Annotated in this window: 21 protein-coding genes; 4 read left to right on the top strand and 17 right to left on the bottom strand. The window is 69.2% G+C overall.

The annotated features are described in order from the left end of the window. Positions 1–3: 3 nt before the first annotated feature. The 17 genes from nuoK to Apa02nite_RS18760 all read right to left on the bottom strand — a co-directional run bounded on the left by nuoK (position 4) and on the right by Apa02nite_RS18760 (position 16,154). Positions 4–303 (bottom strand): NADH-quinone oxidoreductase subunit NuoK, encoded by a 300-nt coding sequence (gene nuoK, locus Apa02nite_RS18840; protein ID WP_067687823.1) that lies wholly within the window; start codon positions 301–303, stop codon positions 4–6. Continuing rightward, positions 300–1,043, bottom strand: coding sequence for an NADH-quinone oxidoreductase subunit J (locus tag Apa02nite_RS18835; protein ID WP_067687822.1), 744 nt, complete (start codon positions 1,041–1,043; stop codon positions 300–302). Before Apa02nite_RS18835 ends, nuoK begins: the two co-directional genes overlap by 4 nt. Further along, positions 1,040–1,621 (bottom strand): NADH-quinone oxidoreductase subunit NuoI, encoded by a 582-nt coding sequence (gene nuoI, locus Apa02nite_RS18830; RefSeq protein ID WP_083971120.1) that lies wholly within the window; start codon positions 1,619–1,621, stop codon positions 1,040–1,042. Before nuoI ends, Apa02nite_RS18835 begins: the two co-directional genes overlap by 4 nt. Before the next feature lies 1 nt (position 1,622). After that, on the bottom strand, positions 1,623–2,990 hold the full coding sequence (nuoH, locus tag Apa02nite_RS18825) for an NADH-quinone oxidoreductase subunit NuoH (protein WP_067687819.1): 1,368 nt from the start codon (positions 2,988–2,990) through the stop codon (positions 1,623–1,625). Beyond that, the gene (locus Apa02nite_RS18820; protein ID WP_203826159.1) at positions 2,987–5,482 is read right to left on the bottom strand and encodes an NADH-quinone oxidoreductase subunit G; all 2,496 of its coding nucleotides are present in this window, start codon (positions 5,480–5,482) and stop codon (positions 2,987–2,989) included. The genes nuoH and Apa02nite_RS18820 overlap by 4 nt, the downstream gene beginning before the upstream one ends. Beyond that, complete coding sequence (gene nuoF, locus Apa02nite_RS18815; protein WP_067687815.1) at positions 5,482–6,798, bottom strand: NADH-quinone oxidoreductase subunit NuoF; 1,317 nt, start codon at positions 6,796–6,798, stop codon at positions 5,482–5,484. Before nuoF ends, Apa02nite_RS18820 begins: the two co-directional genes overlap by 1 nt. Continuing rightward, positions 6,795–7,877 carry an NADH-quinone oxidoreductase subunit NuoE gene (gene nuoE, locus Apa02nite_RS18810; RefSeq protein ID WP_203826158.1) on the bottom strand — a complete coding sequence of 361 codons (1,083 nt, stop codon included), beginning with the start codon at positions 7,875–7,877 and terminating at the stop codon, positions 6,795–6,797. Before nuoE ends, nuoF begins: the two co-directional genes overlap by 4 nt. Then, positions 7,877–9,202 carry an NADH-quinone oxidoreductase subunit D gene (locus Apa02nite_RS18805; RefSeq protein WP_203826157.1) on the bottom strand — a complete coding sequence of 442 codons (1,326 nt, stop codon included), beginning with the start codon at positions 9,200–9,202 and terminating at the stop codon, positions 7,877–7,879. The genes nuoE and Apa02nite_RS18805 overlap by 1 nt, the downstream gene beginning before the upstream one ends. After that, positions 9,199–9,894, bottom strand: a complete 696-nt coding sequence (locus tag Apa02nite_RS18800) for an NADH-quinone oxidoreductase subunit C (protein ID WP_203826156.1) — start codon at positions 9,892–9,894, stop codon at positions 9,199–9,201. Before Apa02nite_RS18800 ends, Apa02nite_RS18805 begins: the two co-directional genes overlap by 4 nt. Further along, a complete protein-coding gene (locus Apa02nite_RS18795; protein ID WP_067687810.1) occupies positions 9,891–10,562 on the bottom strand; it encodes a NuoB/complex I 20 kDa subunit family protein in 672 nt (223 codons plus the stop codon). Before Apa02nite_RS18795 ends, Apa02nite_RS18800 begins: the two co-directional genes overlap by 4 nt. Before the next feature lie 5 nt (positions 10,563–10,567). Further along, positions 10,568–10,933 (bottom strand): NADH-quinone oxidoreductase subunit A, encoded by a 366-nt coding sequence (locus Apa02nite_RS18790; protein WP_157441287.1) that lies wholly within the window; start codon positions 10,931–10,933, stop codon positions 10,568–10,570. 83 nt (positions 10,934–11,016) lie between these two features. Then, positions 11,017–12,309, bottom strand: coding sequence for a geranylgeranyl reductase family protein (locus tag Apa02nite_RS18785; protein ID WP_203826155.1), 1,293 nt, complete (start codon positions 12,307–12,309; stop codon positions 11,017–11,019). A 117-nt stretch (positions 12,310–12,426) separates the two neighbouring features. Beyond that, positions 12,427–12,687: a hypothetical protein gene (locus Apa02nite_RS18780; RefSeq protein WP_067687806.1), complete on the bottom strand. Its 261-nt coding sequence runs from the start codon at positions 12,685–12,687 to the stop codon at positions 12,427–12,429. 99 nt (positions 12,688–12,786) lie between these two features. Continuing rightward, complete coding sequence (locus Apa02nite_RS18775) at positions 12,787–13,482, bottom strand: demethylmenaquinone methyltransferase (RefSeq protein WP_275412488.1); 696 nt, start codon at positions 13,480–13,482, stop codon at positions 12,787–12,789. A gap of 271 nt (positions 13,483–13,753) precedes the next feature. Next, the gene (locus Apa02nite_RS18770; RefSeq protein ID WP_203826153.1) at positions 13,754–14,041 is read right to left on the bottom strand and encodes a hypothetical protein; all 288 of its coding nucleotides are present in this window, start codon (positions 14,039–14,041) and stop codon (positions 13,754–13,756) included. A gap of 73 nt (positions 14,042–14,114) precedes the next feature. Then, on the bottom strand, positions 14,115–15,359 hold the full coding sequence (gene mqnC / locus Apa02nite_RS18765; protein ID WP_203826152.1) for a cyclic dehypoxanthinyl futalosine synthase: 1,245 nt from the start codon (positions 15,357–15,359) through the stop codon (positions 14,115–14,117). A 33-nt stretch (positions 15,360–15,392) separates the two neighbouring features. Then, positions 15,393–16,154, bottom strand: coding sequence for a TetR/AcrR family transcriptional regulator (locus Apa02nite_RS18760; protein ID WP_203826151.1), 762 nt, complete (start codon positions 16,152–16,154; stop codon positions 15,393–15,395). A gap of 70 nt (positions 16,155–16,224) precedes the next feature. Here Apa02nite_RS18760 and Apa02nite_RS18755 point away from each other — a divergent pair, with 70 nt between their 5' ends. The 4 genes from Apa02nite_RS18755 (at position 16,225) to Apa02nite_RS18740 (ending at position 21,913) form a co-directional block, all read left to right on the top strand. Beyond that, complete coding sequence (locus tag Apa02nite_RS18755; RefSeq protein ID WP_203826150.1) at positions 16,225–16,617, top strand: VOC family protein; 393 nt, start codon at positions 16,225–16,227, stop codon at positions 16,615–16,617. Positions 16,618–16,646: 29 nt separating this feature from the next. Continuing rightward, entirely contained in the window at positions 16,647–19,712 is a 3,066-nt protein-coding gene (locus Apa02nite_RS18750) for a DEAD/DEAH box helicase (protein ID WP_203826149.1), read from the top strand. 1 nt (position 19,713) lies between these two features. Next, positions 19,714–20,544, top strand: coding sequence for an SWIM zinc finger family protein (locus Apa02nite_RS18745; protein WP_203826148.1), 831 nt, complete (start codon positions 19,714–19,716; stop codon positions 20,542–20,544). A 421-nt stretch (positions 20,545–20,965) separates the two neighbouring features. Next, the gene (locus tag Apa02nite_RS18740; RefSeq protein ID WP_067687788.1) at positions 20,966–21,913 is read left to right on the top strand and encodes an aldo/keto reductase; all 948 of its coding nucleotides are present in this window, start codon (positions 20,966–20,968) and stop codon (positions 21,911–21,913) included. The last annotated feature ends 122 nt before the right edge of the window (positions 21,914–22,035 follow it).

The raw sequence follows: 22,035 nt of genomic DNA, 5'->3' as shown, positions 1-22,035 counted from the left end.
CCTTCAGTACTTCAGGAGGTTCGCGTCGTCGACACTCGCCGAGCGTCGCGTACGGAAGATCGACATGATGATGGCGAGGCCGACAACGACCTCGGCCGCTGCCACGACCATCACGAAGAACGAGATGATCTGGCCGTCCAGGCCGCCGTTGATCCGGCTGAAGGTGACCAGCGCCAGGTTCGCCGCGTTCAGCATCAGCTCGATGCACATGAACAGGACGATCGCGTTGCGCCGGATCAGCACTCCGGAGGCGCCGATGGTGAACAGGATCGACGCCAAGATCAAGTAATAATCGGGAGTCACTTCTCGGTTCCCTTCGGGGCTACCTCAGAGATCGTCAGCTCCCGGACCGGCAGGATCGGCGAGATGCTGCTCTCCGCTCCGTTGCCGTCCGGCAGGCGGGCCGGCGCGGCCACCGACATAGTGTTCGCGTAGACGCCGGGGCCGGGTTTCGGGCCGGGGTAGTTGCCGGGAAGGAAGCGCTCCTTCATCCGGGACACCTGGTCCACCTTCTCGCCCTTGCCGCGTTCGACGTGGGCCAGGATCATCGCGCCCACCGCCGCCGTGATCAGCAGCGCCGAAGTGACCTCGAACGCGAAGACGTACTTGGTGAACAGCAGCGAGGCCAGGCCCTGCACGTTGCCGTTCTGGTTGGCCGCGTCCAGGCCGGCGGTCGGGGTGTCATCGAGCGCCCGGGCCAGTCCGGTACCGACCAGGCCGGCGAATCCGAGACCGAGAATGATCGCCGCGACCCGTTGCCCGCGCAGCGACTCGATCAGCGAGTCCGAGGCGTCCCGGCCGACCAGCATCAGTACGAACAGGAACAGCATCATGATCGCGCCGGTGTACACGATGACCTGCACGAAGCCGAGGAACGGCGCCGAGTTGACCACGTAGAGGATCCCGAGGTTCAGCATGGTGAGCACCAGCCAGAGCGCGGAGTGCACCGCGTTACGGGCCAGCACCATGCCGAGCGCCCCGATCACCGCGAGCGAGCCGAGGATCCAGAAGGCGACCTGCTCGCCGGTGGACACCTGGGTCATGCCGCACCCCCGGTGGCGTCCTCCGCGGCGTTCGTCGACCACGGCGCCCGCTCCGCTCCGGCCGACGTACCCGGGTTGGTGAGCGCGCCGAGGTAGTAGTCCTTGTCGGTCTCGCCCAGGCGCATCGGGTGCGGCGGCTGCTCCATACCCTCCAGCAGCGGCGCCAGGAGCTGTTCCTTCGTGAAGATCAGGTCCTGGCGGCTGTCCCGGGCCAGCTCGAACTCGTTGCTCATGGTCAGCGAACGGGTCGGGCAGGCCTCGATGCAGAGCCCGCAGAAGATGCAGCGGGTGTAGTTGATCTGGTAGATCTTCGCGTACCGCTCACCCGGCGAGAACCGCTGCTCGTCGGTGTTGTCGCCGCCCTCGACGTAGATCGCGTCGGCCGGGCAGGCCCAGGCGCACAGCTCGCAGCCGATGCACTTCTCCAGGCCGTCCGGGTGCCGGTTGAGGATGTGCCGCCCGTGGTAGCGCGGCGCCGGCGTCGGCGGGGAGAACGGGTAGTCGGTCGTGATCACCTTGCGGAACATGTGGGCGAACGTCACGCCGAAACCCTTGAAGGAGCCGGTCAACGTGTTCACGTCACACCTCCTTCGACTCGGGGTCGCCGCCGACGGCGGCCGGGGCACGCTCGGCGACCGCACGGCGGGCGCGCGGGCTGGGCGGTACCTGGAGGTCCATCGGGGGGACCGGGAAACTGCCCGGTGGACGTGCGGCCAACTGCTCCTCGATGGGCACCGGATCGGGTTTCTCCGACGAGGGCCACTTCCACGCGACCACCAGCACGATCAGGGCGATCACCCCGGTGGAGATCCACCGGGCCTCGGTGGAGAGCGCGCCGCTGCGGGCGACCTTGAAGTACGCCAGGAAGAGGATCCAGACCAGGCTGACCGGGATCAGCACCTTCCAGCCGAACCGCATGAACTGGTCGTACCGCATCCGGGGCAGCGTGGCCCGCAGCCAGATGAAGCCGAACAGCAGCGTGAAGACCTTGAGGAAGAACCAGATCAGGCCGAAGTAGCCGGAGTTGGCGCCCTCCCAGATCGCGGTGATCGGCCACGGTGCGCGCCAACCACCCAGGAACAGCGTGGTGCAGAACGCCGAGACGGTGATCATGTTGATGTACTCGGCCAGGAAGAAGAGCGCGAACTTGAACGACGAGTACTCGGTGTGGAACCCGCCGACCAGCTCGGACTCCGCCTCGGGCAGGTCGAACGGCGCCCGGTTGGTCTCACCGACCGCCGAGATCACGTAGATCAGGAAGCTCGGCAGCAGCTGCAGGCAGTACCAGCCGGGCATGGTGATCGTGACGCCGAAGAGCGTCGTCGGCTCGCCGGACGCCTGCGCCGCGACGATCTGCGACGTGCTCATCGAGCCCGCGGTCATGAACACCGCGACGATCGAGAGGCCCATCGCGACCTCGTACGAAATCATCTGCGCACTCGACCGCAACGCGCCGAGCAGCGGGTACGTCGACCCGGACGCCCAGCCGGCCAGCACCACGCCGTAGACGCTCATCGACGAGCAGGCCAGCAGCACCAGCACCGAGACTGGTACGTCGGTGAGCTGCAGCGCGGTCCGATGACCGAACATGTTCACCACGCCACCGAACGGGATCACCGCGAAGGCGGTGAACGCCGTGGTCGCCGAGATGACCGGGGCGAGGAAGTAGACGATCTTGTCGGCGGTCTTCGGAATGATCTCCTCTTTGAACGGCAGCTTCAGGCCGTCGCTGAGGCTGGTCAGATAACCGCGGAACCCGACCTGGTTGGGGCCCGGCCGGACCGCCATCCGGGCCACGACCTTGCGCTCGTAGTTGATCGTGAACAGCGTCAGGATCAGCAGCAGGACGAACAGCCCGAGCAGCTTGATCAGCACGATCCACCAGACGTCCTGTTCGAACGTCTGCAGGGTCGGGTCCTCCGCGTGCGCCGCGAGAAGGACGTTCATCGCTCAACTCCCTCGGCGAGAATCGGACCGGGCAGACCGGCCGACAACCGGACCACCGCGCCGGCGGTGACGCCGAGACTGCGGCGCACCGTCGAAGCCGGCGAGTTGGTCGGCAGCCACACCACCTGCCGGGGCAGGTCGGCGATCGCGGCCGGCAGCGTCACCGAGCCGCGATCACTGCGGACCGTGAGCAGGTCGCCGTCGGTGACCCGCAGCTGCTCGGCCAGCTCCTTGCCGAGCCGGACGACCGGCGGTCTCGCCGTGCCGGCCAGCACCGCGTCGCCCTCGGTCAGCGTGCCCAGGTCGATCAGCTGGTGCCAGGTGGCCAGCACCGCGGCCCGCTCACCCGGCTCGGCGACCGCCTCGGCGGCGATCGACGGCAGCTCGGGACGGGCCGTGCCGGCCGGCAGCGCGCCCAGCTCGCGGCGCACCGCCTGCACGTCGCCGGTGTTCAGGGTGACGTCCAGCAGCGCGGCGATCGCCTCCAGCACCCGGCCGTCGGTCATCGCCGTGCTGCCCAGGACCTTCTCGAAGGACCGCAGCCGGCCCTCCCAGTCCATGTAGGTGCCGGACTTCTCCACCGCCGGCGCGATCGGCAGCACCACGTCGGCCCGCTCGGTCACCGCGCTGGTGCGCAGTTCCAGGCTGACCAGGAAGGGCACCGCGTCCAGCGCCTGCTCGGCGAGGACCGGGTCGGTCAGGTCGCCCGGGTCCACCGCGCCGACCAGCAGGCCGCCGAGTGTCCCGTCGGCCGCCGCCGCGATGATCGCGTCGACGTCCCGGCCCGGCCGGCTCGGCAGCACGCCGGAGTCGACCGCCCAGCCCAGCGACAGCTCGGCGCGAGCGCCCGGGTCGCCGACCGGGCGACCACCCGGCAGCAGGTTCGGCAGGCAGCCGGCGTCGACCGCACCCCGGTCACCGGCCCGGCGCGGCACCCACGCGAGGCGGGCGCCGGTCCGGGCGGCCAGCGCCGCGGCCGCGGAGAGCCCACCCGGCACGGTGGCCAGGCGTTCGCCGACCAGCAGCAGGCTGCCCGGAGCGCTGAGCGCCTCGGCGACCGCCGGGTCGGTGTTCAGCAGCCGGGCCTCGTCACCCGGCACCGCCGCGACGAGCGTGGCGCTGAGCTTCTCGAAGCCGCGGGACAGATACGGCGCGATCGCCGTGACCTGCAGTTTGCGGCGGTTGGTCGCCTTGCGCAGACGCAGGAAGAGGATCGGGCACTCCTCCTCCGGCTCCAGTCCGACGATCAGAGCGGACGGGGCGGCCTCGACATCGGCGTACGAAACCTCGGAAATCCCGGCCACCGCGGCCGCGAGGAAATCGGCCTCCTCGGTGATCTCGGCCGACGAGCCGGAGGCTCGGACCGGCCGCGCCCGGAAGTCGATGTCGTTGGTCCGCAGCACGATCCGGGCGAATTTCGCGTACGAGTACGCGTCCTCCACGGTGAGCCGCCCGCCGGTCAGCACCCCGACGCCCCGCTCGCGGGCCGCCTTCAGGCCTTCCGCGGCGGTGAGCAGCGCCTCGCTCCAGGACGCCTCGCGCAGCTGCCCGGTCCGCGAGTCCCGGACCAGCGGCGTGGTGATGCGCTCGTTGGCCGTGGTGTAGCGGAAACCCCACCGGCCCTTGTCGCAGTTCCACTCCTCGTTGACCGCGGCGTCGTCACCGGCCAGCCGGCGCAGCACCTTGCCGCGCCGGTGGTCGGCTCGCATCGAACAGCCGGCCGCGCAGTGCTCGCAGGTGGTCGGCGAGGAGACCAGGTCGAACGGGCGGGCGCGGAACCGGTACTGCTCGCCGGTCAGCGCGCCGACCGGGCAGATCTGGATGGTGTTGCCGGAGAAGTACGAGTTGAACGCGACGTCCCCCTCGCCCTCGCCGACCTGGCCGTCCCCGGTGCCCGTGCCACCGAAGAAGTCGTCCCGGTAGACGTTGATCTGCTCGCCGGAGGACCGGTCCATCAGGTCGATGAACTTGTCGCCGGCGATCTCCTCGGAGAACCGGGTGCAGCGCTGGCAGAGCACGCAGCGCTCCCGGTCCAGCAGCACCTGGCTGGAGATGTGGATCGGCTTCTCGTACTCGCGCTTGGGCTCGTGGAACCGCGACTCGGCGCGGCCGTTGCTCATCGCCTGGTTCTGCAACGGGCACTCACCGCCCTTGTCGCAGGTCGGGCAGTCCAGCGGGTGGTTGATCAGCAGCAGTTCCATCACGCCGGCCTGGGCCTTGGCCGCCACCGGCGAGCTGACCTGGGTCTTCACCACCATGCCCTCGGCCACCGTCTGGGTGCACGAGGCGATCGGCTTGCGCTGGCCCTCCACCTCGACCAGGCACTGGCGGCAGGCACCGGCCGGCGCCAGCAGCGGGTGGTCGCAGAACCGCGGGATCGCGGTGCCCATCCGCTCGGCCACCCGGATGAGCAGCTCGCCCTTCTCCGCGGTGACCTCGACGCCGTCGATGGTCAGCGTGACCAGGTCGGCCCTCTTCGCTACGTCGGTCATCAGTGCGCTCCCACCAGGCTCTTCTCGGACAGCCGGGGAGCCGTGCGGCCCTCGATGTAGCCGAGGTAGTCGTCCCGGAACCACTTGAGCGTCGAGATGACCGGCGTCGCCGCGCCGTCACCGAGACCGCAGAAGGACCGGCCGAAGATGTTGTCCGCGGTGTCCTGCATGGTGTCCAGGTCGGCGAGAGTGCCCTGGCCGGCGAGGATCCGCCGGTAGGTACGCACCAGCCAGTAGTTGCCCTCCCGGCACGGTGTGCACTTGCCGCACGATTCGTGGTGGTAGAACTCCAGCCACCGCCACGTGTTGTAGACCGGGCAGTCCTGGTCGGAGAAGATCTGCATCGCCGTGGTGCCCAGGATCGAGCCGGCCGCCGCGACACCCTCGAAGTCCATCGCGGTGTCGATGTGCTCGGCGGTCAGGATCGGCGTCGACGAGCCACCCGGCGTCCAGAACTTCAGCTCGTGGCCCGGCTGCATGCCGCCGGCCATCTCGATCAGCTCGCGCAGGGTGATGCCGAGGCCGCACTCGTACTGGCCCGGGTTGACCACCCGGCCGGAGAGCGAATAGATCATCGGGCCGGCCGACTTCTCGGTGCCCATGCTCTTCCACCAGTCCGCGCCGCCCAGCACGATGTACGGCACGCTGGCGATCGTGCCGACGTTGTTGACCACGGTCGGGCTGGCGTACAGGCCGGCGATGGCCGGGAAGGGCGGGCGCAGCCGGGGCTGGCCGCGGAACCCCTCCAGCGAGTCGAGCAGCGCGGTCTCCTCGCCGCAGATGTACGCGCCGGCGCCGCTGTGCACCACCAGGTCCAGGTCGAACCCGGAGCCGAGGATGTTCTTGCCGAGGTAACCGGCGGCGTACGCCTCCTGCACCGCGTTGCGCAGCCGCCGCGCGGCGTGCACCGCCTCACCGCGGATGTAGATGAACGCGCGGTTCGCCCGGATCGCGTAGGACGCGATGATCGCGCCCTCCACCAGCGAGTGCGGGTCGTACGTCATCAGCGGCAGGTCCTTGCAGGTGCCCGGCTCGCCCTCGTCCGCGTTGATCACGAGGTAGTGCGGCTTGCCGTCGCCCTGCGGGATGAAGCCCCACTTCAGCCCGGTCGGGAACCCCGCGCCACCACGGCCGCGCAGCCCGGAGTCCTTGATCAGCTGGATCATGTCGTCCGGGTGCACGTCGAGGGTCTTGCGGAGCGCCTGGTAACCGTCGAGGCGCTCGTAGACGCCGATCTGCCAGGCGTCCGGCGAGAGCCAGCGCTTGGTCAGCACCGGGGTCAGCTTCTGCAGCACCTCAGGTCGGATTTGGGTCATTTCTCCTCCTCCGAGCCACGGGTCGGGTCGGGCGTGCGCGGGCTGTCGCCCGCGGGTTTGGCGTCGCCGGCCGGCGCGCTGCCCGCGACGCCGGTCGTCGCGCCCGCGTTCGCTTCCGGTTTCGCCGGTTCGCTCGCGGTGGGATTGCGGAGTTCCGCGGTACGGATCTGCGGGTCCTCGGTCTTCTTCCCGGCGTTGACCCGGTCACCGACCTGTCCCGCCTTCTCGGCGGCTTTTTCGGCGACCGTGCCGACCGCCGCCTTCACCGCTTGCACCGCGGTCGCGACCTTGCCGGGCTGCTCCTCGCGAGCCGGCTTGGTGGTGGTGATCGGGGTGTCCAGGTTGAAGCCGGCCACCGCGATCCCGTGCTCCTGGGCGAGACGCACCCCGCGCAGCGTCGGCGCGCCGGCCACCCCGTCGCCGACCGCGCCCTCGCGCGGATCGGCGAAGCCGGCCAGCTGGAACTGCATCTCCTTGAGCGAGCAGATCCGGGCGCCCCGGCTGGGCGTCGGCTGCTCGCCGTTACGCAGCTTGTCGACCATCTCGACCGCGGAGTCCGGCGTGGCCTGGTCGACGGTGAAGTCGTAGTTGACCGTCACCACCGGCGCGTAGTCGCAGGCGGCCAGGCACTCGGCGTGCTCGAGCGTGATCTTGCCGTCGGCGGTGGTCTCGTTGTGACCGACGCCGAGGTGCTCGGTCAGCTGGTCGTAGACCTCCTGACCGCCGAGCACGTTGCAGAGCGTGTTGGTGCAGACGCTGACCAGGTAGTCACCGGTGGGCCGGCGCTTGTACATGGTGTAGAAGGTGGCGACCGCGCCCACCTGGGCCTTGTTGATGCCCAGGATCTCGGCGCAGAAGGACACCCCGGCCGGGGTGACGAACCCGTCCTCGGTCTGCACCAGGTGCAGCAGCGGCAGCAGCGCCGAGCGCTCCCGGCCGGCCGGGTACCGCGCCAGGATCTCCTGCGCGGCCCCCAGCAGCTTCTCCGCCAGCGGAGCCGCGGCCGGGGAGAATTCAACTCCATCGTCGTTTTTTTCTGCAGTGCGGCGGAGCCGCCCGGCAAGCTCTGTGTCGGACATCAGCGATCACACCCACCCATAACCGGGTCCAGGGAGGCGCCGCCGGCGATCACGTCGGCCAGCAGTGCTCCCTCGGCCATCGCGGGGATGGCCTGGAGGTTGACGAAGCTCGGCTCGCGGTAGTGCACCCGGTAGGGGTGGGTGCCACCGTCAGAAACCGCGTGTACGCCGAGTTCGCCACGCGGGTGTTCCACCGCGACATAGACTTGACCGGGCGGCACCCGGAAGCCTTCGGTCACGAGCTTGAAGTGGTGGATCAGCGATTCCATCGACTGGCCCATGATCTTGGCGACATGCTCCAGGGAGTTGCCGAGACCGTCCACGCCCAGCGCGAGCTGCGCGGGCCAGGCGATCTTCTTGTCCGCGACCCAGACCGGGCCGGGCTTGAGCCGGTCGAGCGTCTGTTCGACGATCTTCAGCGACTCCTTGATCTCCGCCAGCCGGACCAGATAACGACCCCAGACGTCCGCCGTGGTCGCGGTCGGCACGTCGAACTCGTACGTCTCGTAACCCGCGTACGGCATGGTCTTGCGCAGGTCCCAGGGCAGGCCGGCGGCCCGCAGCACCGGTCCGGTGATGCCCAGCGCCAGGCAACCGGTCACGTCCAGGACGGCGATTCCCTGCGTGCGCTTCTGCCAGATGATCTGGCCGGAGAGCATCGCCTCGTATTCCTTGAGCTTCTTCGGCAGGTAGACCAGCAGGTCCCGGATCTTCTTGACCGCCGAGTCGGGCAGGTCCTGTGCCAGGCCGCCGGGCCGGATGTAGCCGTTGTTCATCCGCAGCCCGGAGGTCTCCTCGAAGATGTCGAGGATGTACTCCCGCTCCCGGAAGCCGTACAGCATCATCGAGATCGCGCCGAGCTCCATGCCGGTGGTGGCCAGCCAGACCAGGTGCGAGGCGATCCGCTGCAGCTCCATGAACATGACCCGGATCGTGCTGGCCCGCTCGGTGATCTGATCTTCGATCCCGAGCAGCTTCTCCACCGCGAAGCAGTACGCCGCCTCGTTGGACATGTTGGCCAGGTAGTCCATCCGGGTCACGAACGTGACGCCCTGCGTCCAGGTGCGGTACTCCAGGTTCTTCTCGATCCCGGTGTGCAGGTAGCCGATCACCGGGCGGGCCTCGATCACCGTCTCGCCCTCGAGCTCCAGCACCAGCCGGAGCACGCCGTGCGTGGACGGGTGCTGGGGACCCATGTTGACGACGATCTTCTCGTTGCTGAGCGGGTCGATGCTGGACGTGACGCTGTCCCAGTCGCCGCCGGTGACCGTGAAGACCCGGCCCTCGGTCGTCTCGCGTGCGCTCGCGTACTCAGAACTTGTCACTGGTAGACCCTCCGCTGGTCGGGCGGCGGAATTTCGGCGCCCTTGTACTCCACGGGCACCCCGCCGAGCGGGTAGTCCTTGCGCTGGGGATGGCCCTCCCAGTCGTCCGGCATCAGGATCCGGGTCAGGTTCGGGTGGCCGGTGAAGACCACGCCGAACATGTCGTAGACCTCGCGCTCCTGCCAGTCCGCGGTCGGGTAGACGCTGGTCACGCTGGGCAGCGGCACACCGTCCGCGACGGCGGCCTCGAGACGGACCCTCCGGCGGTACGTCATCGAGGTGAGCTGGTACGCGATGTGGAACCGGCGCTCGTCGGTGGCCAGGTAGTCGACGCAGTCGACAGAGGAGCAGAGCTCGAACTTCAGGGACCCGTCGTCCCTCATTACCTGACAGACGTCCTTGATTCTCTCGGGCCTGATGTGAAGTGTGAGTTCCGCCCTATCCACCACCACTTTCTCGATGGCTTCGGAGAACGCCGGATAAGCTTCCTCCAACGCGTCATAGACGTCGTCGAAATACCCGCCGTACGGCCGCGGGCTGTCAAAAACAGCAGGTCGAGGGCGGACCAGACGGCCGAAACCGGAGACGTCGCCGGTGCCCATGACGCCGAACATTCCTTTGTCCGGACTGGACGGAGGCGGCACTGTTTCGGGAGCAGAACCGCTACCCTCAGTTCCAGGCTGAATACTCATTTGCCCCCCTCCCGCAAATGCGGCTGGAGTTTCATCCAGTTCTCGATCCGCAATTGCTCTTCGCGCCCTTCCTTGACGGCCTGCGTCCATTCCGCCCGGCGGACCTTGTCCACCCGGTACGACGACGGCATGGCACCCGGCGCGACGAGCGGGAGCTTGCCGTCGAGACGGCGTTGCTCGTGCATCTTGCGGCCGTTCGGGCCGAGAGGTGTTGCCATCACCTTCTCGCGCATCTTGAGGATCGCGTCGATCAGCATTTCCGGCCTGGGCGGACAGCCCGGCAGGTAGATGTCGACCGGGACGATGTGATCCACACCCTGCACGATGGCGTAGTTGTTGAACATGCCGCCGGACGAGGCGCAGACGCCCATCGAGATCACCGAGCGCGGCTCGGGCATCTGGTCGTAGATCTGCCGGACCACCGGAGCCATCTTCTGACTGACCCGGCCCGCGACGATCATCAGGTCCGCTTGGCGAGGCGAAGCGCGGAACACCTCCATGCCCCAGCGACCCAGGTCGTAGTGCGGGCCACCGGCGGCCATCATCTCGATGGCGCAGCAGGCGAGACCGAAGGTCGCACCCCAGAACGATGACTTGCGAGCCCAGTTCGACAGCTTCTCGACCGAGGTGAGGAGGATGCCGCTGGGAAGTTTCTCTTCGATTCCCATGGTTATCAGTCCCAGTTGAGGCCGCCGCGCCGCCACACGTAGGTGTAGGCGATGAACACGGTGACGATGAAGAGGACCATTTCCACGAAGCCGAACAGGCCCAGCGCCTCGAACGAGACGGCCCACGGGTAGAGGAAGATGGTCTCGATGTCGAAGATGATGAAGAGCATCGCGGTCAGGTAGAACTTCACCGGGAAGCGTCCACCGCCGACCGGTTGAGGGGCCGGCTCGATGCCGCATTCGTAGGCGTCCATTTTTGCCCGGTTGTAGCGCTTCGGACCCACGATCGGTGCCACCGACACCGAGAACAACGCGAAGAGCGCGCCGAGGATCAGCAACCCGACGATCGGGACGTATGGGTTGATCGTCATCTTCACTCCCGTACGACTGTTAGCCGCTTCACACTAGTTTTTCGCTTTTGTATCCCTTTGGTCGGAGTGCCCGAATCCGTCGGTCAGACGGAGGGCGCCACCTTCGTCAAGCCGTTGATGATGCGGTCCATGGCGTCGCCACCGCGCGGGTCGGTGAGGTTGGCCAGGAGCTTGAGGACGAACTTCATCAACGTCGGGTGCGGCATGCCGTGCTTGGTGGCCAGCCGCATGATCTGAGGGTTGCCGATCAGCTTCACGAACACACCACCGAGGCGGTAGTAACCGCCGAACCGCAGGCTCAGCTCGGACGGGTAGGCGCGCAGCGCCCGCTCCCGTTCCGGTCCCGCCGGGCGGGCCAGTGCCTGCACCGCCACCTCGGCGGCCAGCTCACCGGACTCCATCGCGTACGCGATGCCCTCGCCGTTCATCGGGTTGACCATGCCACCCGAGTCGCCGACCAGCATCACGCCGCGGGTGTAGTGCGGCACCCGGTTGAAGCCCATCGGGAGCGCCGCGCCCAGCGTCGGGCCCTCCGCGTTCTCCTCGCCCCGCATACCCCAGTCCTCCGGGGTGGAGCCGAGCCAGTCGGTGAGCAGGTTCCGGTAGTTCGTCTTGCCGAACGCATCGGACGAGTTGAGGATGCCGAGGCCCACGTTCACCCGGCCGTCACCCAGCCCGAAGATCCATCCGTAACCCGGGAGGAGCCGGCTCGGGTCCTGCGCGCTGCGCAGCTCCAGCCAGGACTCCAGGTAGTTGTCATCCGCCTTGACCGCGGAGCGGTAGTAGCGCCGGACGGCCACCCCGAGCGGGCGGTCGTCACGCTTGGCCAGCCCCAGCGCGAGCGGGAACTTGCCGGAGACGCCGTCGGCGGCGATCACCAGCGGAGCGCGGTACTCGACGGGTTCCTTGTCCGGGCCGATCTTGGCCTCGACGCCGATCACGTACCCGTCCTCGTTCAGGACCGGGCCGATCACGTTCACGTTCGTCCGCAGCAGCGCGCCGGCCTCGACCGCACGGTCGGCCAGCATGTCGTCGAAGTCCATCCGGGTGCGGACCAGGCCGTAGTTGGGGAAGCTGGCCAGCTCGGGCCAGTCCAGCTCGAGCCGGACCCCGCCGCCGATCACCCGGAGGCCGCGGTTGTGCAGCCAGCCGGCCTTCTCAGAGGTGTCGATGCCCATCCGGACCAACTGCCGGACCGCGCGCGGGGTCAGGCCGTCGCCACAGACCTTCTCGCGCGGGAACTCGGTCTTCTCGAGCAGCAGGACGCGAACTCCGTGCCGGGCGAGGTGGTACGCGGCCGCGCTGCCACCGGGCCCCGCGCCGACCACGATCACGTCAGCCTCGTCGGCGACGGTCGATGGCGAGTGGTCAGTCACGGTGCAGCCTCCGATCCCGCGGCGCTCGTGAATTAGTTCACAAGCGCGCCTCGATCGGAGTCTAGGCCGACTATCGAAGATCTTTGCGCTCAGGTCAGCCTAATTGTTTCGGCGTGGCTAACGAATCGGGGCAGATTCCCCCAAAACGCGATCTGCGATCCCACGGGCCGGGCCCTCGAGATGATCTCGGATAGTCCCGTCCATCGCCCGGTCCAAAGCGACGATCAGTTCCTCTACCAGGTCTTGCGCCAACAGGGGATCTTGGGCGGCGACCATCCGGATGCGATTGGCCAGCTCACTGGCACGCCGCTCACCAGCCTCGCCCTCATCAATCGCGATGTCGATGTCGGTGTCCTCGAGCTGCCCGATTTTTGTCATAACTTCGAGCTAAACAGTCGATTCGCTCCGCGTACGTAAAATGACCGTTTTGTCACCGACACGCGCGAGTTGATCAGGATCCGTTTCCGGTACGGCCGGTCAGCGGCGGGTCGCCCGGTGCAGTGACACCACTCCGCCGGTCAGGTTGCGCCAGCCGACCCGGTCCCACGGCCCGGACTCGGCGATCCGCCCGGCCAGCCCGGCCTGGTCCGGCCAGGCCCGGATCGACTCGGCCAGGTAGACGTACGCATCCGGGTTGCTCGACACCCCGCGCGCCACCACCGGCAGCGAGCGCATCAGGTACTGCATGTAGACGGTCCGGAAGGCCGGGTTCGTCGGCGTGCTGAACTCGCACACCACCAGGCGGCCGCCCGGCCGGGTCACCCGGGCGAACTCACGCAGCGCAGCGCCGGTGTCCACCACGTTGCGCAGCGCGAAGGAGATCGTCACCGCGTCGAAGGTGGCGTCCGGGAACGGCAGGTGCAGCGCGTCACCGGCCAGCAGCGGCACCTCGGCCCGCACCCGGCGGCCGGCCTGCAGCATCCCGACCGAGATGTCGGCGCCGACCGCGAACGCGCCGGACCGGCCCAGTTCGTCGGTGGAGACGCCGGTGCCCGCACCCACGTCCAGCACCCGCTCACCCGGCCGCAGGCCCAGCGCGGCCCGGGTGGCCCGGCGCCAGCTGCGGTCCTGTGCGAAGGAGAGCACCGTGTTGGTCAGGTCGTAGCGCTGGGCCACGCCGTCGAACATCTCGGCGACCTCGTGGGGCTCTTTGTCCAGATCTGCGCGCGTCACGTCAACCAACTCTGCCACTACGTCGCCAAACAGCACGGGCGGGATGGTTTCCCATCCCGCCCGTGCCTTGTGCGTTATATATACGACCGCCATCGGTCGGGTCCGACTGCTCGTCACCGACGCTGACCGCCTGGCGACGCATAAGTTTTTCCGGTTCCGTACGCAGGCAACGTAACCAGCGGGAACGGCGCGGTACAGCCAACAGGCGGGCTCGTTACGAAGGAGCAATACAGCCCTCCCCGGTCCGACGACCCCCACCCTGGCCGAACGGTCAGCTCGGACGCGCCGAAGGGCTCGGTGAGGGCGTGTTCTCGGAGGCATCGGCGAGATCTCGCGCCTGCCAGGCGACCAGCACCACCACCAGGATCGCGGCCACCACCGCGGACCAGACCAACGCGCCGGCCGCGGACCACATGGCCTTGCGGGTCACACCCACCGCGGTCTTGGCCACGCGGTAGCCACCACGGGCGCTCTTCAACTTGACCCAGGCCGCGGTGAAGAAGAACACCACGATCGCGGTGACGACGAAGGTCAGCAGTGACACGCTGCTGTTCAGCATGCGTCACAGAATGCAACGAACAGCCGACCATGTCTGTCGATAGATCGGCTGTTCCGGTCGTCCAATCCGGCCGTTACTGGGCGTCCACAAGGGGGAGCTGGGTGCGCCCGGCCACGCCGCCACCGGGGATCGCGATCGACGAGAAGTGCGAGACCACGCGGTCGTCGGTCGGGTCGTCGGCGGCGGTCCGGTGCACCGCGAGGTGCTTGTACCACGTGTCGCGCCAGGCCGGGATCCGGTCCGCGGTGCGGATCATCGAGATGAGTTCCTGCAGGTTGGAGCGGTGCTTGGCACCGGCCGAGGAGATCACGTTCTCTTCCAGCATGATCGAACCCAGGTCGTCGACGCCCATGTGCAGCGAGAGCTGGCCGATGTCCTTGCCGGTGGTCAGCCATGACGCCTGCAGGTGCGCGATGTTGTCGAAGAACAGCCGGGAGACCGCGATGAACCGCAGGTACTCCATCGTGGTCGCCTGGGTGCGGCCCTTCAGGTGGTTGTTCTCCGCCTGGTACGTCCACGGGATGAAGGCGCGGAAGCCACCGACCTCGTGCGACTCCTCCACCGCGATGTCGCGGTACCCGTTCGCCACCGCGAGGTCCTGCACCTCTCGGATCATCCGGATGTGCTCGATGCGCTCGACGTTGGTCTCGCCGGTGCCCATCATCATGGTCGCGGTCGACGACAGGCCGTTCCGGTGAGCCACCGCCATCACCTCGAGCCAGCGCGCACCGCTCTCCTTGAGCGGGGCGATCGCCTTGCGCGGCCGGTCGGGCAGCATCTCGGCGCCGGCGCCGGCGATCGAGGTCAACCCGGCCGCCTTGATCCGGAGGATGGCCTCCTCGATCGACAGGTTCGAGACCTTGGCCATGTGCAGGATCTCACTCGGGCCGATCGAGTGGATCGCGAGCTGCGGGAACGCCTGCTTGACCGAGGAGAAGAGCTCCTCGTAATACTCCACGCCGTAGTCCGGGTGGTGGCCGCCCTGCAGCATCACCTGGGTGGCGCCGAGCTCAACCGCCTCGGCGCAGCGGCGCAGGATCTCCTCGGTCGGGTGCGACCAGCCCTCTTTGTGCTTGGGGGCCCGGTAGAACGCGCAGAACTTGCACGCCGTGACGCACACGTTCGTGTAGTTGATGTTGCGGTCGATCAGGTAGGTGACGATGCCGTCCGGATACCGCCGGCGCCGGACCGCGTCGGCCGCCTCGCCCAGCGCGTGGAACGGGGCCTCCGTGTAGAGCAGCAGCGCCTCCTCGGGGGTGATCCGCCCACCGTCCGCGCCGCGCTGCAGGATGCTGTCGATCTCCGGGTTCACCGTCACGACAGGAAGCGTACGTCCAACGGCGGACAGCCGTCAGCGGCCTCGGTCACCGCCACCCGCGCCGTCGATGAGCACGCCCAGCCCGTCGAGCACCCGGGCGAGGCCGAAGTCGTACGCATGATCGGGGTTGTGGGCGGCGCCGAGCGCGGCGCCCGCCGCGGCGCCGACCCGGGTGGCGGTCGGGTAGGCGTGCTGGTCGAAGACCGCTTCGAAGACCGGGCCGCGCTCCTGCCACCACTCCCAGTCGGTCTCCTGGCTGCGCTCGGCCGCGGCCCGGCCGTCGGCGGCGGTCCGCGCCGAGGACTGCACGAAGCCGATCAGGAAGGTCAGCGCCGAGTCGATCTCCACATCGTCCAGCCCGCAGCCGGCGAAGGCGCGCAGCTCGTGCTCGTACTTCGCCATCAGGCCGGGTCCGAGCGGCGGCCGGTTGGCCGGCAGACCGGCCACCCACGGATGCTCCTCGACAAGCGTGCGGTTCTCCGCGGCGATCGCGGTCAGCCGCTCCCGCCACGGCCGGTCCGGCAGCTCGGCCCGAGGCATCGCCAGGTAGACCCGGTCCAGCATCAACTCCAGCAGGGTCGCCTTGTCCGGCACGTAGGTGTAGAGCGTCATCGGCACCACGCCCAGCTCGGTCGCGACCCGGCGCATCGAGACCGCGTCCAGCCCCTCGGCGTCGGCCAGGCTGATGCCGGTCTCGATGACCCGGACCACGCTCAGGCCCGGACGGCGGCCTCGCTTGCGCTCGACCGCCTCCGGAAACCAGAGCAGATCGATGGTGCGGCGCGCTTCGGCCATCTCGGGTGGCACTCCTTTCTTGTACGGCGTATTCTGTACGGCGTACAACTAATCGCCCTGGGGAGGCACCATGCGAATCCGGTCATCCGCACTAGCGCTCACCGTCGACGACGTCCCCGCCTCGAGCAAGTTTCTCGCGGACCACCTCGGCTATGTCGAACGGATGGCGGCGGACGGGTTCGCCTCTCTCGGCCGCGACGACGCCGGCCTCGACCTGATGTTCATGCGCCGCGGCCTGGAGGTGCTGCCACCGCACCTGCGCGAGGTGGCCGCCGCCGGCGCGATCGTCGCCTTCGTGGTCGACGACCTCGACGCCGAGCAGGACCGGTTGCGCGCCGAGGGCGTCGAGCTCACCCTGCCGATCCGCGAGGAGCCCTGGGGCGAGCGCCTGCTGCTGGTCACCGACCCCAATGGTGTCGTTTACGAGTTGGTGGAGTGGGCCGAGACCGAGCCGGGCCGATAATCTCGACGAACTGCTCAGGGGGTTGATACGTGCTCGTCGTTCACGGCGCCTGGGCGCCCGGGTCCGGGCGCCCAGGCCGGTTACTGCTCTGGGCCGAGGACCCGACCGCCCGGGAGACCTCGGCGTCCCGGGCCAAGGTCCGCCCACATCCGTTCGCGACCGGCGCCGAGGCGCTGGCCGGCGCCCTCGCGCTCCCCGATGATGTGACCAGCATCGGAACCGGCACGGTCCAACTGCCCGGCACCTCGCAGGGGCCGGTCCCCTCCCCGGAGACCGGCGTCGAGCCGGCCACCTCACGCGGCGTCCGGCTGGCCGGCTGGGCCGTGCCCACCCTCGTGGTGCCCGGTGAGTCCGCCGTGGCCGTGCTCGCCGCCCTCGCCGACCCCGATCCGGCCGGCGCCTGGGTCGCCGGCGCCTCGCTGCGTTATCTCTGCCTGCTCGCCGGCTGGGCCTGCGACCTGGCCCAGCACGGCCGGATGCTGCCGCAGCTGACCATCGAGGAGAAGGTGCCTGCCGCGCGGTGGCGCTCCGTGCTGACCGGCACCGACCTGGCCACCTACCGCGACTTCGCGGCGGGGATGCCACCGGTGGTCCGGGCGGTCACTCCGGTCACGGCTCCGGCGCGCGCGGGTTCCGCGGTCGCCGAGGGGCACCCGGCCGGGCGGACCCTGCGGGACGCGCTGGAGACGCTGCTCGACGCGTCGGCCCGGGTGATCCTGCCGGAGCGGATCCTCGGCGGCCACCGGGCCGGGCCGAAAGCGCCGCTGCCGGACCGCTGGATCACCGCGCTGACCGCACCCGACCCCACCCTGCCGCACGCGTCCGCCGGCGAGCTGCGTGACCTGCGCAAGGCGCTCGACGACTGGATGCGCGCGGCCCAGGCGGCGAACGGGCCGATCCGGGTCAGTTTCCGCCTGACCGAGCCCGAGCCGGGCGAGGACGACTGGCAGCTGGAGTTCGCCCTGCAGTCGGCCGAGGACTCCGGCCTCTACCTGCCGGCCGAGGCGGTCTGGGCCGGCGAGCGGTTCCCGGGCCTGCCGAGGCGGCCCGACGAGGCGCTGCTGGCCGGGCTGGGCCGCGCGGTGCGACTGTTCCCGCAGCTCAACGACGCACTGCGGCAGCAGCAGCCGGCCGCGATGGAGCTGAACACCGCCGAGGCCTACGACTTCCTGCGCCAGGCCGCCCCGCTGCTGCAGGCGGCCGGGTTCGGGGTGCAGCTGCCGTCCTGGGCCGGGCGCAAGGGTGTCGGCCTGAAACTGACCACCCGGACCAGGTCCAAGGCTGGCGCCTCGCGGGCGGCCGCCGACTCCGGGTTCGGCCTGAGTGAGATCGTCGACTTCCGGCTCGACCTGGTGATCGGCGACGGCACGGTCAGCGCCGAGGAGCTGGCCGAGCTGGCCCGGCTCAAGGTGCCGCTGGTGCGGGTCCGCGGGCAGTGGGTCGAGCTGGACGATCGCCAGCTCAAGGCCGCGCTCAAGGCGGTCGGCCGGCGACGGGAGGGCGAGCTGACCGCCGCCGAGGTGCTGCAGCAGGTGGTCGAGGGCGGCGAGGAGGACCTGCCGCTGATCGAGGTGGACGCCGATGGTGTGCTCGGCGATCTGCTCTCCGGCCAGGCCTCCGAGCGCCTCGAGCCGATGCCGACCCCGGAGGGGTTCCAGGGGACGCTCCGGCCGTACCAGGAGCGGGGCCTGTCCTGGCTGCACTTCCTCACCCGGCTCGGGCTCGGCGGGATCCTGGCCGACGACATGGGCCTGGGCAAGACCGCGCAGACCCTCTCGCTGCTGCTCACCGAGCGCGTCGGGCGGGCACCCGAGGAGACCGCGCCGACGCTGCTGATCTGCCCGATGTCTCTGATCACCAACTGGCAGAAGGAAGCCGATCGGTTCGCCCCGGAGCTGCGGGTCTACGTGCACCACGGCGGCACCCGGCAGCGTGGTGACGACTTCCTCGCCGCGGTCGGCGCGGCTGATCTGGTGCTCACCACGTACGGCACGGCCGCGCGCGACCTGGAGACGCTGCGGGAGATCGGCTGGAGCCGGGTGGCTTGCGACGAGGCTCAGGCGATCAAGAACAGCGGCACCCGCCAGTCACAGGCGGTCCGGGCCATCCCGGCGCGCACCAGGCTGGCCCTGACCGGCACCCCGGTGGAAAATCACCTCGCCGAGCTCTGGTCCATCATGGACTTCTGCAACCCGGGACTGCTCGGGCCGGCGAAGAGGTTCCGCCGCCGGTTCCAGGAGCCGATCGAGATCAACCAGGACGCGGACGCGACCGCCGCGTTGAAACGGGCGACCGGGCCGTTCGTGCTGCGCCGCCTCAAGACCGACAAGAGCATCATCTCGGACCTTCCGGAGAAGAACGAGATGAAGGTGTGGTGCACGCTCACTCCCGAGCAGGCCACCCTCTATCAGGCCGTGGTCGAGGACATGATGTCCGAGATCGAGGGCAGTGAGGGCATCCAGCGGCGGGGCAATGTGCTGGCCGCGATGATGAAGCTCAAACAGGTCTGCAACCACCCGGCGCACCTGCTCAAGGACGGTTCCCGGCTGCCCGACCGGTCCGGGAAGCTGGCCCGGCTCGAGGAGCTGGCCGAGGAGATCGTCGAAGACGGCGACAAGGCCCTGATCTTCACTCAGTACGCGGAGTGGGGCTCCCTGCTGCAGCCCTACCTGGCGGCGCACCTGGACCGTCCGGTGCTGTGGCTGCACGGCGGGCTCAGCAAACCCCGTCGCGACGAGCTCGTCGAACGCTTCCAGACCGAGGACGAGCCGATGCTCTTCCTGCTCTCGCTGAAAGCGGCCGGCACCGGGCTCAACCTGACCGCGGCCAACCATGTCGTCCACTTTGACCGGTGGTGGAACCCAGCCGTCGAGGACCAGGCCACCGACCGGGCGTTCCGCATCGGACAGTCGCGTGACGTGCAGGTCCGCAAGTTCATCTGCACCGGCACGCTCGAGGAGAAGATCGACGCGATGATCGAGCGGAAGAAGGCGCTGGCCTCGGCAGTCGTCGGCACCGGTGAGGAGTGGATCACCGATCTGAGCACGGACCAGCTGCGCGAACTGTTCGCGCTCGACCCGGCGGCGGTGCGCTGAGATGCCGTTCGACAAGTCCGGCCAGTTCTACGACGCGGCTCGTCCGATCGAAGTGGACGGTGGGCTCGCCGTCCGGTCGAAACGCGGCAAGATCGGCGAACAGTGGTGGTCGCGGCGCTTCGTCGACGTGCTGGAGGAGGTCTGCGACCCGGGCCGGCTCGCGCGCGGACGCGCCTACGCACGAAAAGGGCAGGTCATCGACTTCGCCCTGAGTGCCGGGCAGATGGTCGCGCGGGTGCAGGGGTCGCGGCCGACGCCTTATCAGGTGACGATCCGGATCGCCGCATTCGACGAGGCACAGTGGACGCAGATCACCGAGGCGCTCGGCGCGCAGGCGCTCTATCGCGCCGCGCTGCTGGCCGGCGAGATGCCGCGCGAGATCGTCGAGCTGTTCACCGACCTGGGGCTCCCGCTCTTCCCGTCGGAGCTGAACATCGACTGCTCCTGCCCGGACTGGGGCATACCGTGCAAACACGGCTCTGCGGCGCTGTATGTGCTGGCCGAGGCGTTCGACGACGATCCGTTCCTGGTGCTGGCCTGGCGCGGGCGGGCCCGGGAGACGCTGCTCGACGCCCTGCGCGGCACAACCGATCCGGGCGAGGCGGTGGATCCGCTGGCAGTGGCGGAGGAGCCGCTCGCCGACCGGATGGCCGACTACTACTCCCCCGCGGTGAGCCTCGGCCGGTTGCGGGAACGACCACCGCGCGGCGGTACACCGCCCGAGCTTCTGCTGCGGGCCCTGGACCCGCCGCCGGTCAAGGTCCGTCACATTCCGCTGATCGACCTGCTGCGCCCGCTCTACCGCGACCTGGCCGCCCAGCCGGAGGAGTGACGCAGGCCGGGGCCGGCGCAGACGCAGGCCGGGGCCGCGGTGACGCAGGCCGGCCCGCCGTTCGGCGCGACCTCGCCCGCGGACCGCGCGGCTCGGGCATCGCGGACCGCGCGGCTCGGGCATCGCGGACCGCGCGGCTCGGGCATCGCGGACCGCGCGGAGTTGCAGTCCGGGCGGCGTAGAGCCGCGGCCCGGGGCCGTGCGGCGCGAGAGTCCGGGCCGCGTCCATCGTGGACCGATCGTGGGCGAGTCCACGATGGACGCGGCGGCTGGGAGCTATCCGACTTGGGCTGATCTCGCCTCTCGGAGAGTGCCCATAAGCATGCGAGGCGTCACAACCGGTGTCAATAGACAATGACCGATATATAGGTCTTCCGCAGCGCGAACCGGCTCGCGAACTAAGGTCGGTTTCATGAGTGAGATGAGCTACCGCCGACTCGGCGAATCGGGCCTGGTCGTGTCCGTGGTCGGCATCGGCTGCAACAACTTCGGCCGCAAGCTCGACGCGGACGGCACCCGTGAGGTCGTCGACGCCGCGATCGACGCCGGGATCACCCTGTTCGACACGGCTGACATCTACGGCACCCCGCACGGCAGCTCCGAGGAGCTGCTCGGCGCCGCGCTCAAGGGCCGCCGCGACGAGGTCGTACTGGCCACCAAGTTCGGCATGAACATGGAGGGACTTAACGGACGCGACTTCGGCGCCCGCGGCTCCCGGCGCTACCTGGTCCGCGCGGTCGAGGCGTCGCTGCGCCGGCTGGAGACCGATCACATCGACCTGTACCAGCTCCACGAGCCGGACCCGGCCACCCCGATCGAGGAGACCCTCACCGCGCTGGACGACCTGGTCCGCTCCGGCAAGGTGCGCTACCTGGGCAACTCGAACTTCTCCGGCTGGCAGATCGCCGACGCCGACTGGACCGCCCGGGCCGGGAGCTTGACGCCGTTCATCAGCGCGCAGAACCAGTACAGCCTGCTGCACCGGGACGTGGAGATCGAAGTGGTCCCGGCCTGCGAACGCTTCGGGCTGGGCCTGCTGCCGTTCTTCCCGCTCGACTCGGGCCTGCTCTCCGGCAAGTACCGGCGCGGCGAGACGCCGGCCGCCGGCACCCGGCTGGCCCAGGACCGGTACACGCCGTGGCTGGCCCATGCCGACTGGGACACCATCGAGGCGCTCACCGCGTTCGGCGCCGAGCGTGGGCACAGCCTGCTCGAGGTGGCAATCGCCGGGCTGGCCGCCCGCCCCGCGGTCACCAGCGTGATCGCCGGCGCGACCACGCCCGACCAGGTGCACGCGAACGCCGCGGCCGCGAGCTGGCACCTGGACGTCGCCGACATCGCCGCCCTGGACGCCATCCTGAACAGCTAGCCCGCGGCAGCGCGCTGCGTGGGGACTTTCGGCGCGCTCCGCACCCAAACTTCACACACCACACGCGGCAGCGCGCTGCGTGGGGACTTTCGGCGCGCTCCGCACCGAAACTTCACACACCA

The sequence above is a fragment of the Actinoplanes palleronii genome (assembly GCF_016862315.1).
GTDB classification, from domain to species: domain Bacteria; phylum Actinomycetota; class Actinomycetes; order Mycobacteriales; family Micromonosporaceae; genus Actinoplanes; species Actinoplanes palleronii.
This window is presented reverse-complemented; position numbering and strand designations above follow the sequence as displayed.

Excerpts from the sequence above, each read along its gene's own strand:
- Apa02nite_RS18780 (WP_067687806.1), bottom strand. The coding sequence starts at position 12,687 with ATGACAAAAATCGGGCAGCTCGAGGACACCGACATCGACATCGCGATT.
- Apa02nite_RS18790 (WP_157441287.1), bottom strand. The coding sequence starts at position 10,933 with ATGACGATCAACCCATACGTCCCGATCGTCGGGTTGCTGATCCTCGGC.
- Apa02nite_RS18800 (WP_203826156.1), bottom strand. The coding sequence starts at position 9,894 with ATGAGTATTCAGCCTGGAACTGAGGGTAGCGGTTCTGCTCCCGAAACA.
- Apa02nite_RS18745 (WP_203826148.1), top strand. The coding sequence starts at position 19,714 with ATGCCGTTCGACAAGTCCGGCCAGTTCTACGACGCGGCTCGTCCGATC.
- Apa02nite_RS18835 (WP_067687822.1), bottom strand. The coding sequence starts at position 1,043 with ATGACCCAGGTGTCCACCGGCGAGCAGGTCGCCTTCTGGATCCTCGGC.
- Apa02nite_RS18770 (WP_203826153.1), bottom strand. The coding sequence starts at position 14,041 with ATGCTGAACAGCAGCGTGTCACTGCTGACCTTCGTCGTCACCGCGATC.
- Apa02nite_RS18740 (WP_067687788.1), top strand. The coding sequence starts at position 20,966 with ATGAGCTACCGCCGACTCGGCGAATCGGGCCTGGTCGTGTCCGTGGTC.
- Apa02nite_RS18820 (WP_203826159.1), bottom strand. The coding sequence starts at position 5,482 with ATGACCGACGTAGCGAAGAGGGCCGACCTGGTCACGCTGACCATCGAC.
- Apa02nite_RS18755 (WP_203826150.1), top strand. The coding sequence starts at position 16,225 with ATGCGAATCCGGTCATCCGCACTAGCGCTCACCGTCGACGACGTCCCC.
- nuoF (WP_067687815.1), bottom strand. The coding sequence starts at position 6,798 with ATGACCCAAATCCGACCTGAGGTGCTGCAGAAGCTGACCCCGGTGCTG.
- Apa02nite_RS18795 (WP_067687810.1), bottom strand. The coding sequence starts at position 10,562 with ATGGGAATCGAAGAGAAACTTCCCAGCGGCATCCTCCTCACCTCGGTC.
- nuoE (WP_203826158.1), bottom strand. The coding sequence starts at position 7,877 with ATGTCCGACACAGAGCTTGCCGGGCGGCTCCGCCGCACTGCAGAAAAA.
- nuoH (WP_067687819.1), bottom strand. The coding sequence starts at position 2,990 with ATGAACGTCCTTCTCGCGGCGCACGCGGAGGACCCGACCCTGCAGACG.
- Apa02nite_RS18760 (WP_203826151.1), bottom strand. The coding sequence starts at position 16,154 with ATGGCCGAAGCGCGCCGCACCATCGATCTGCTCTGGTTTCCGGAGGCG.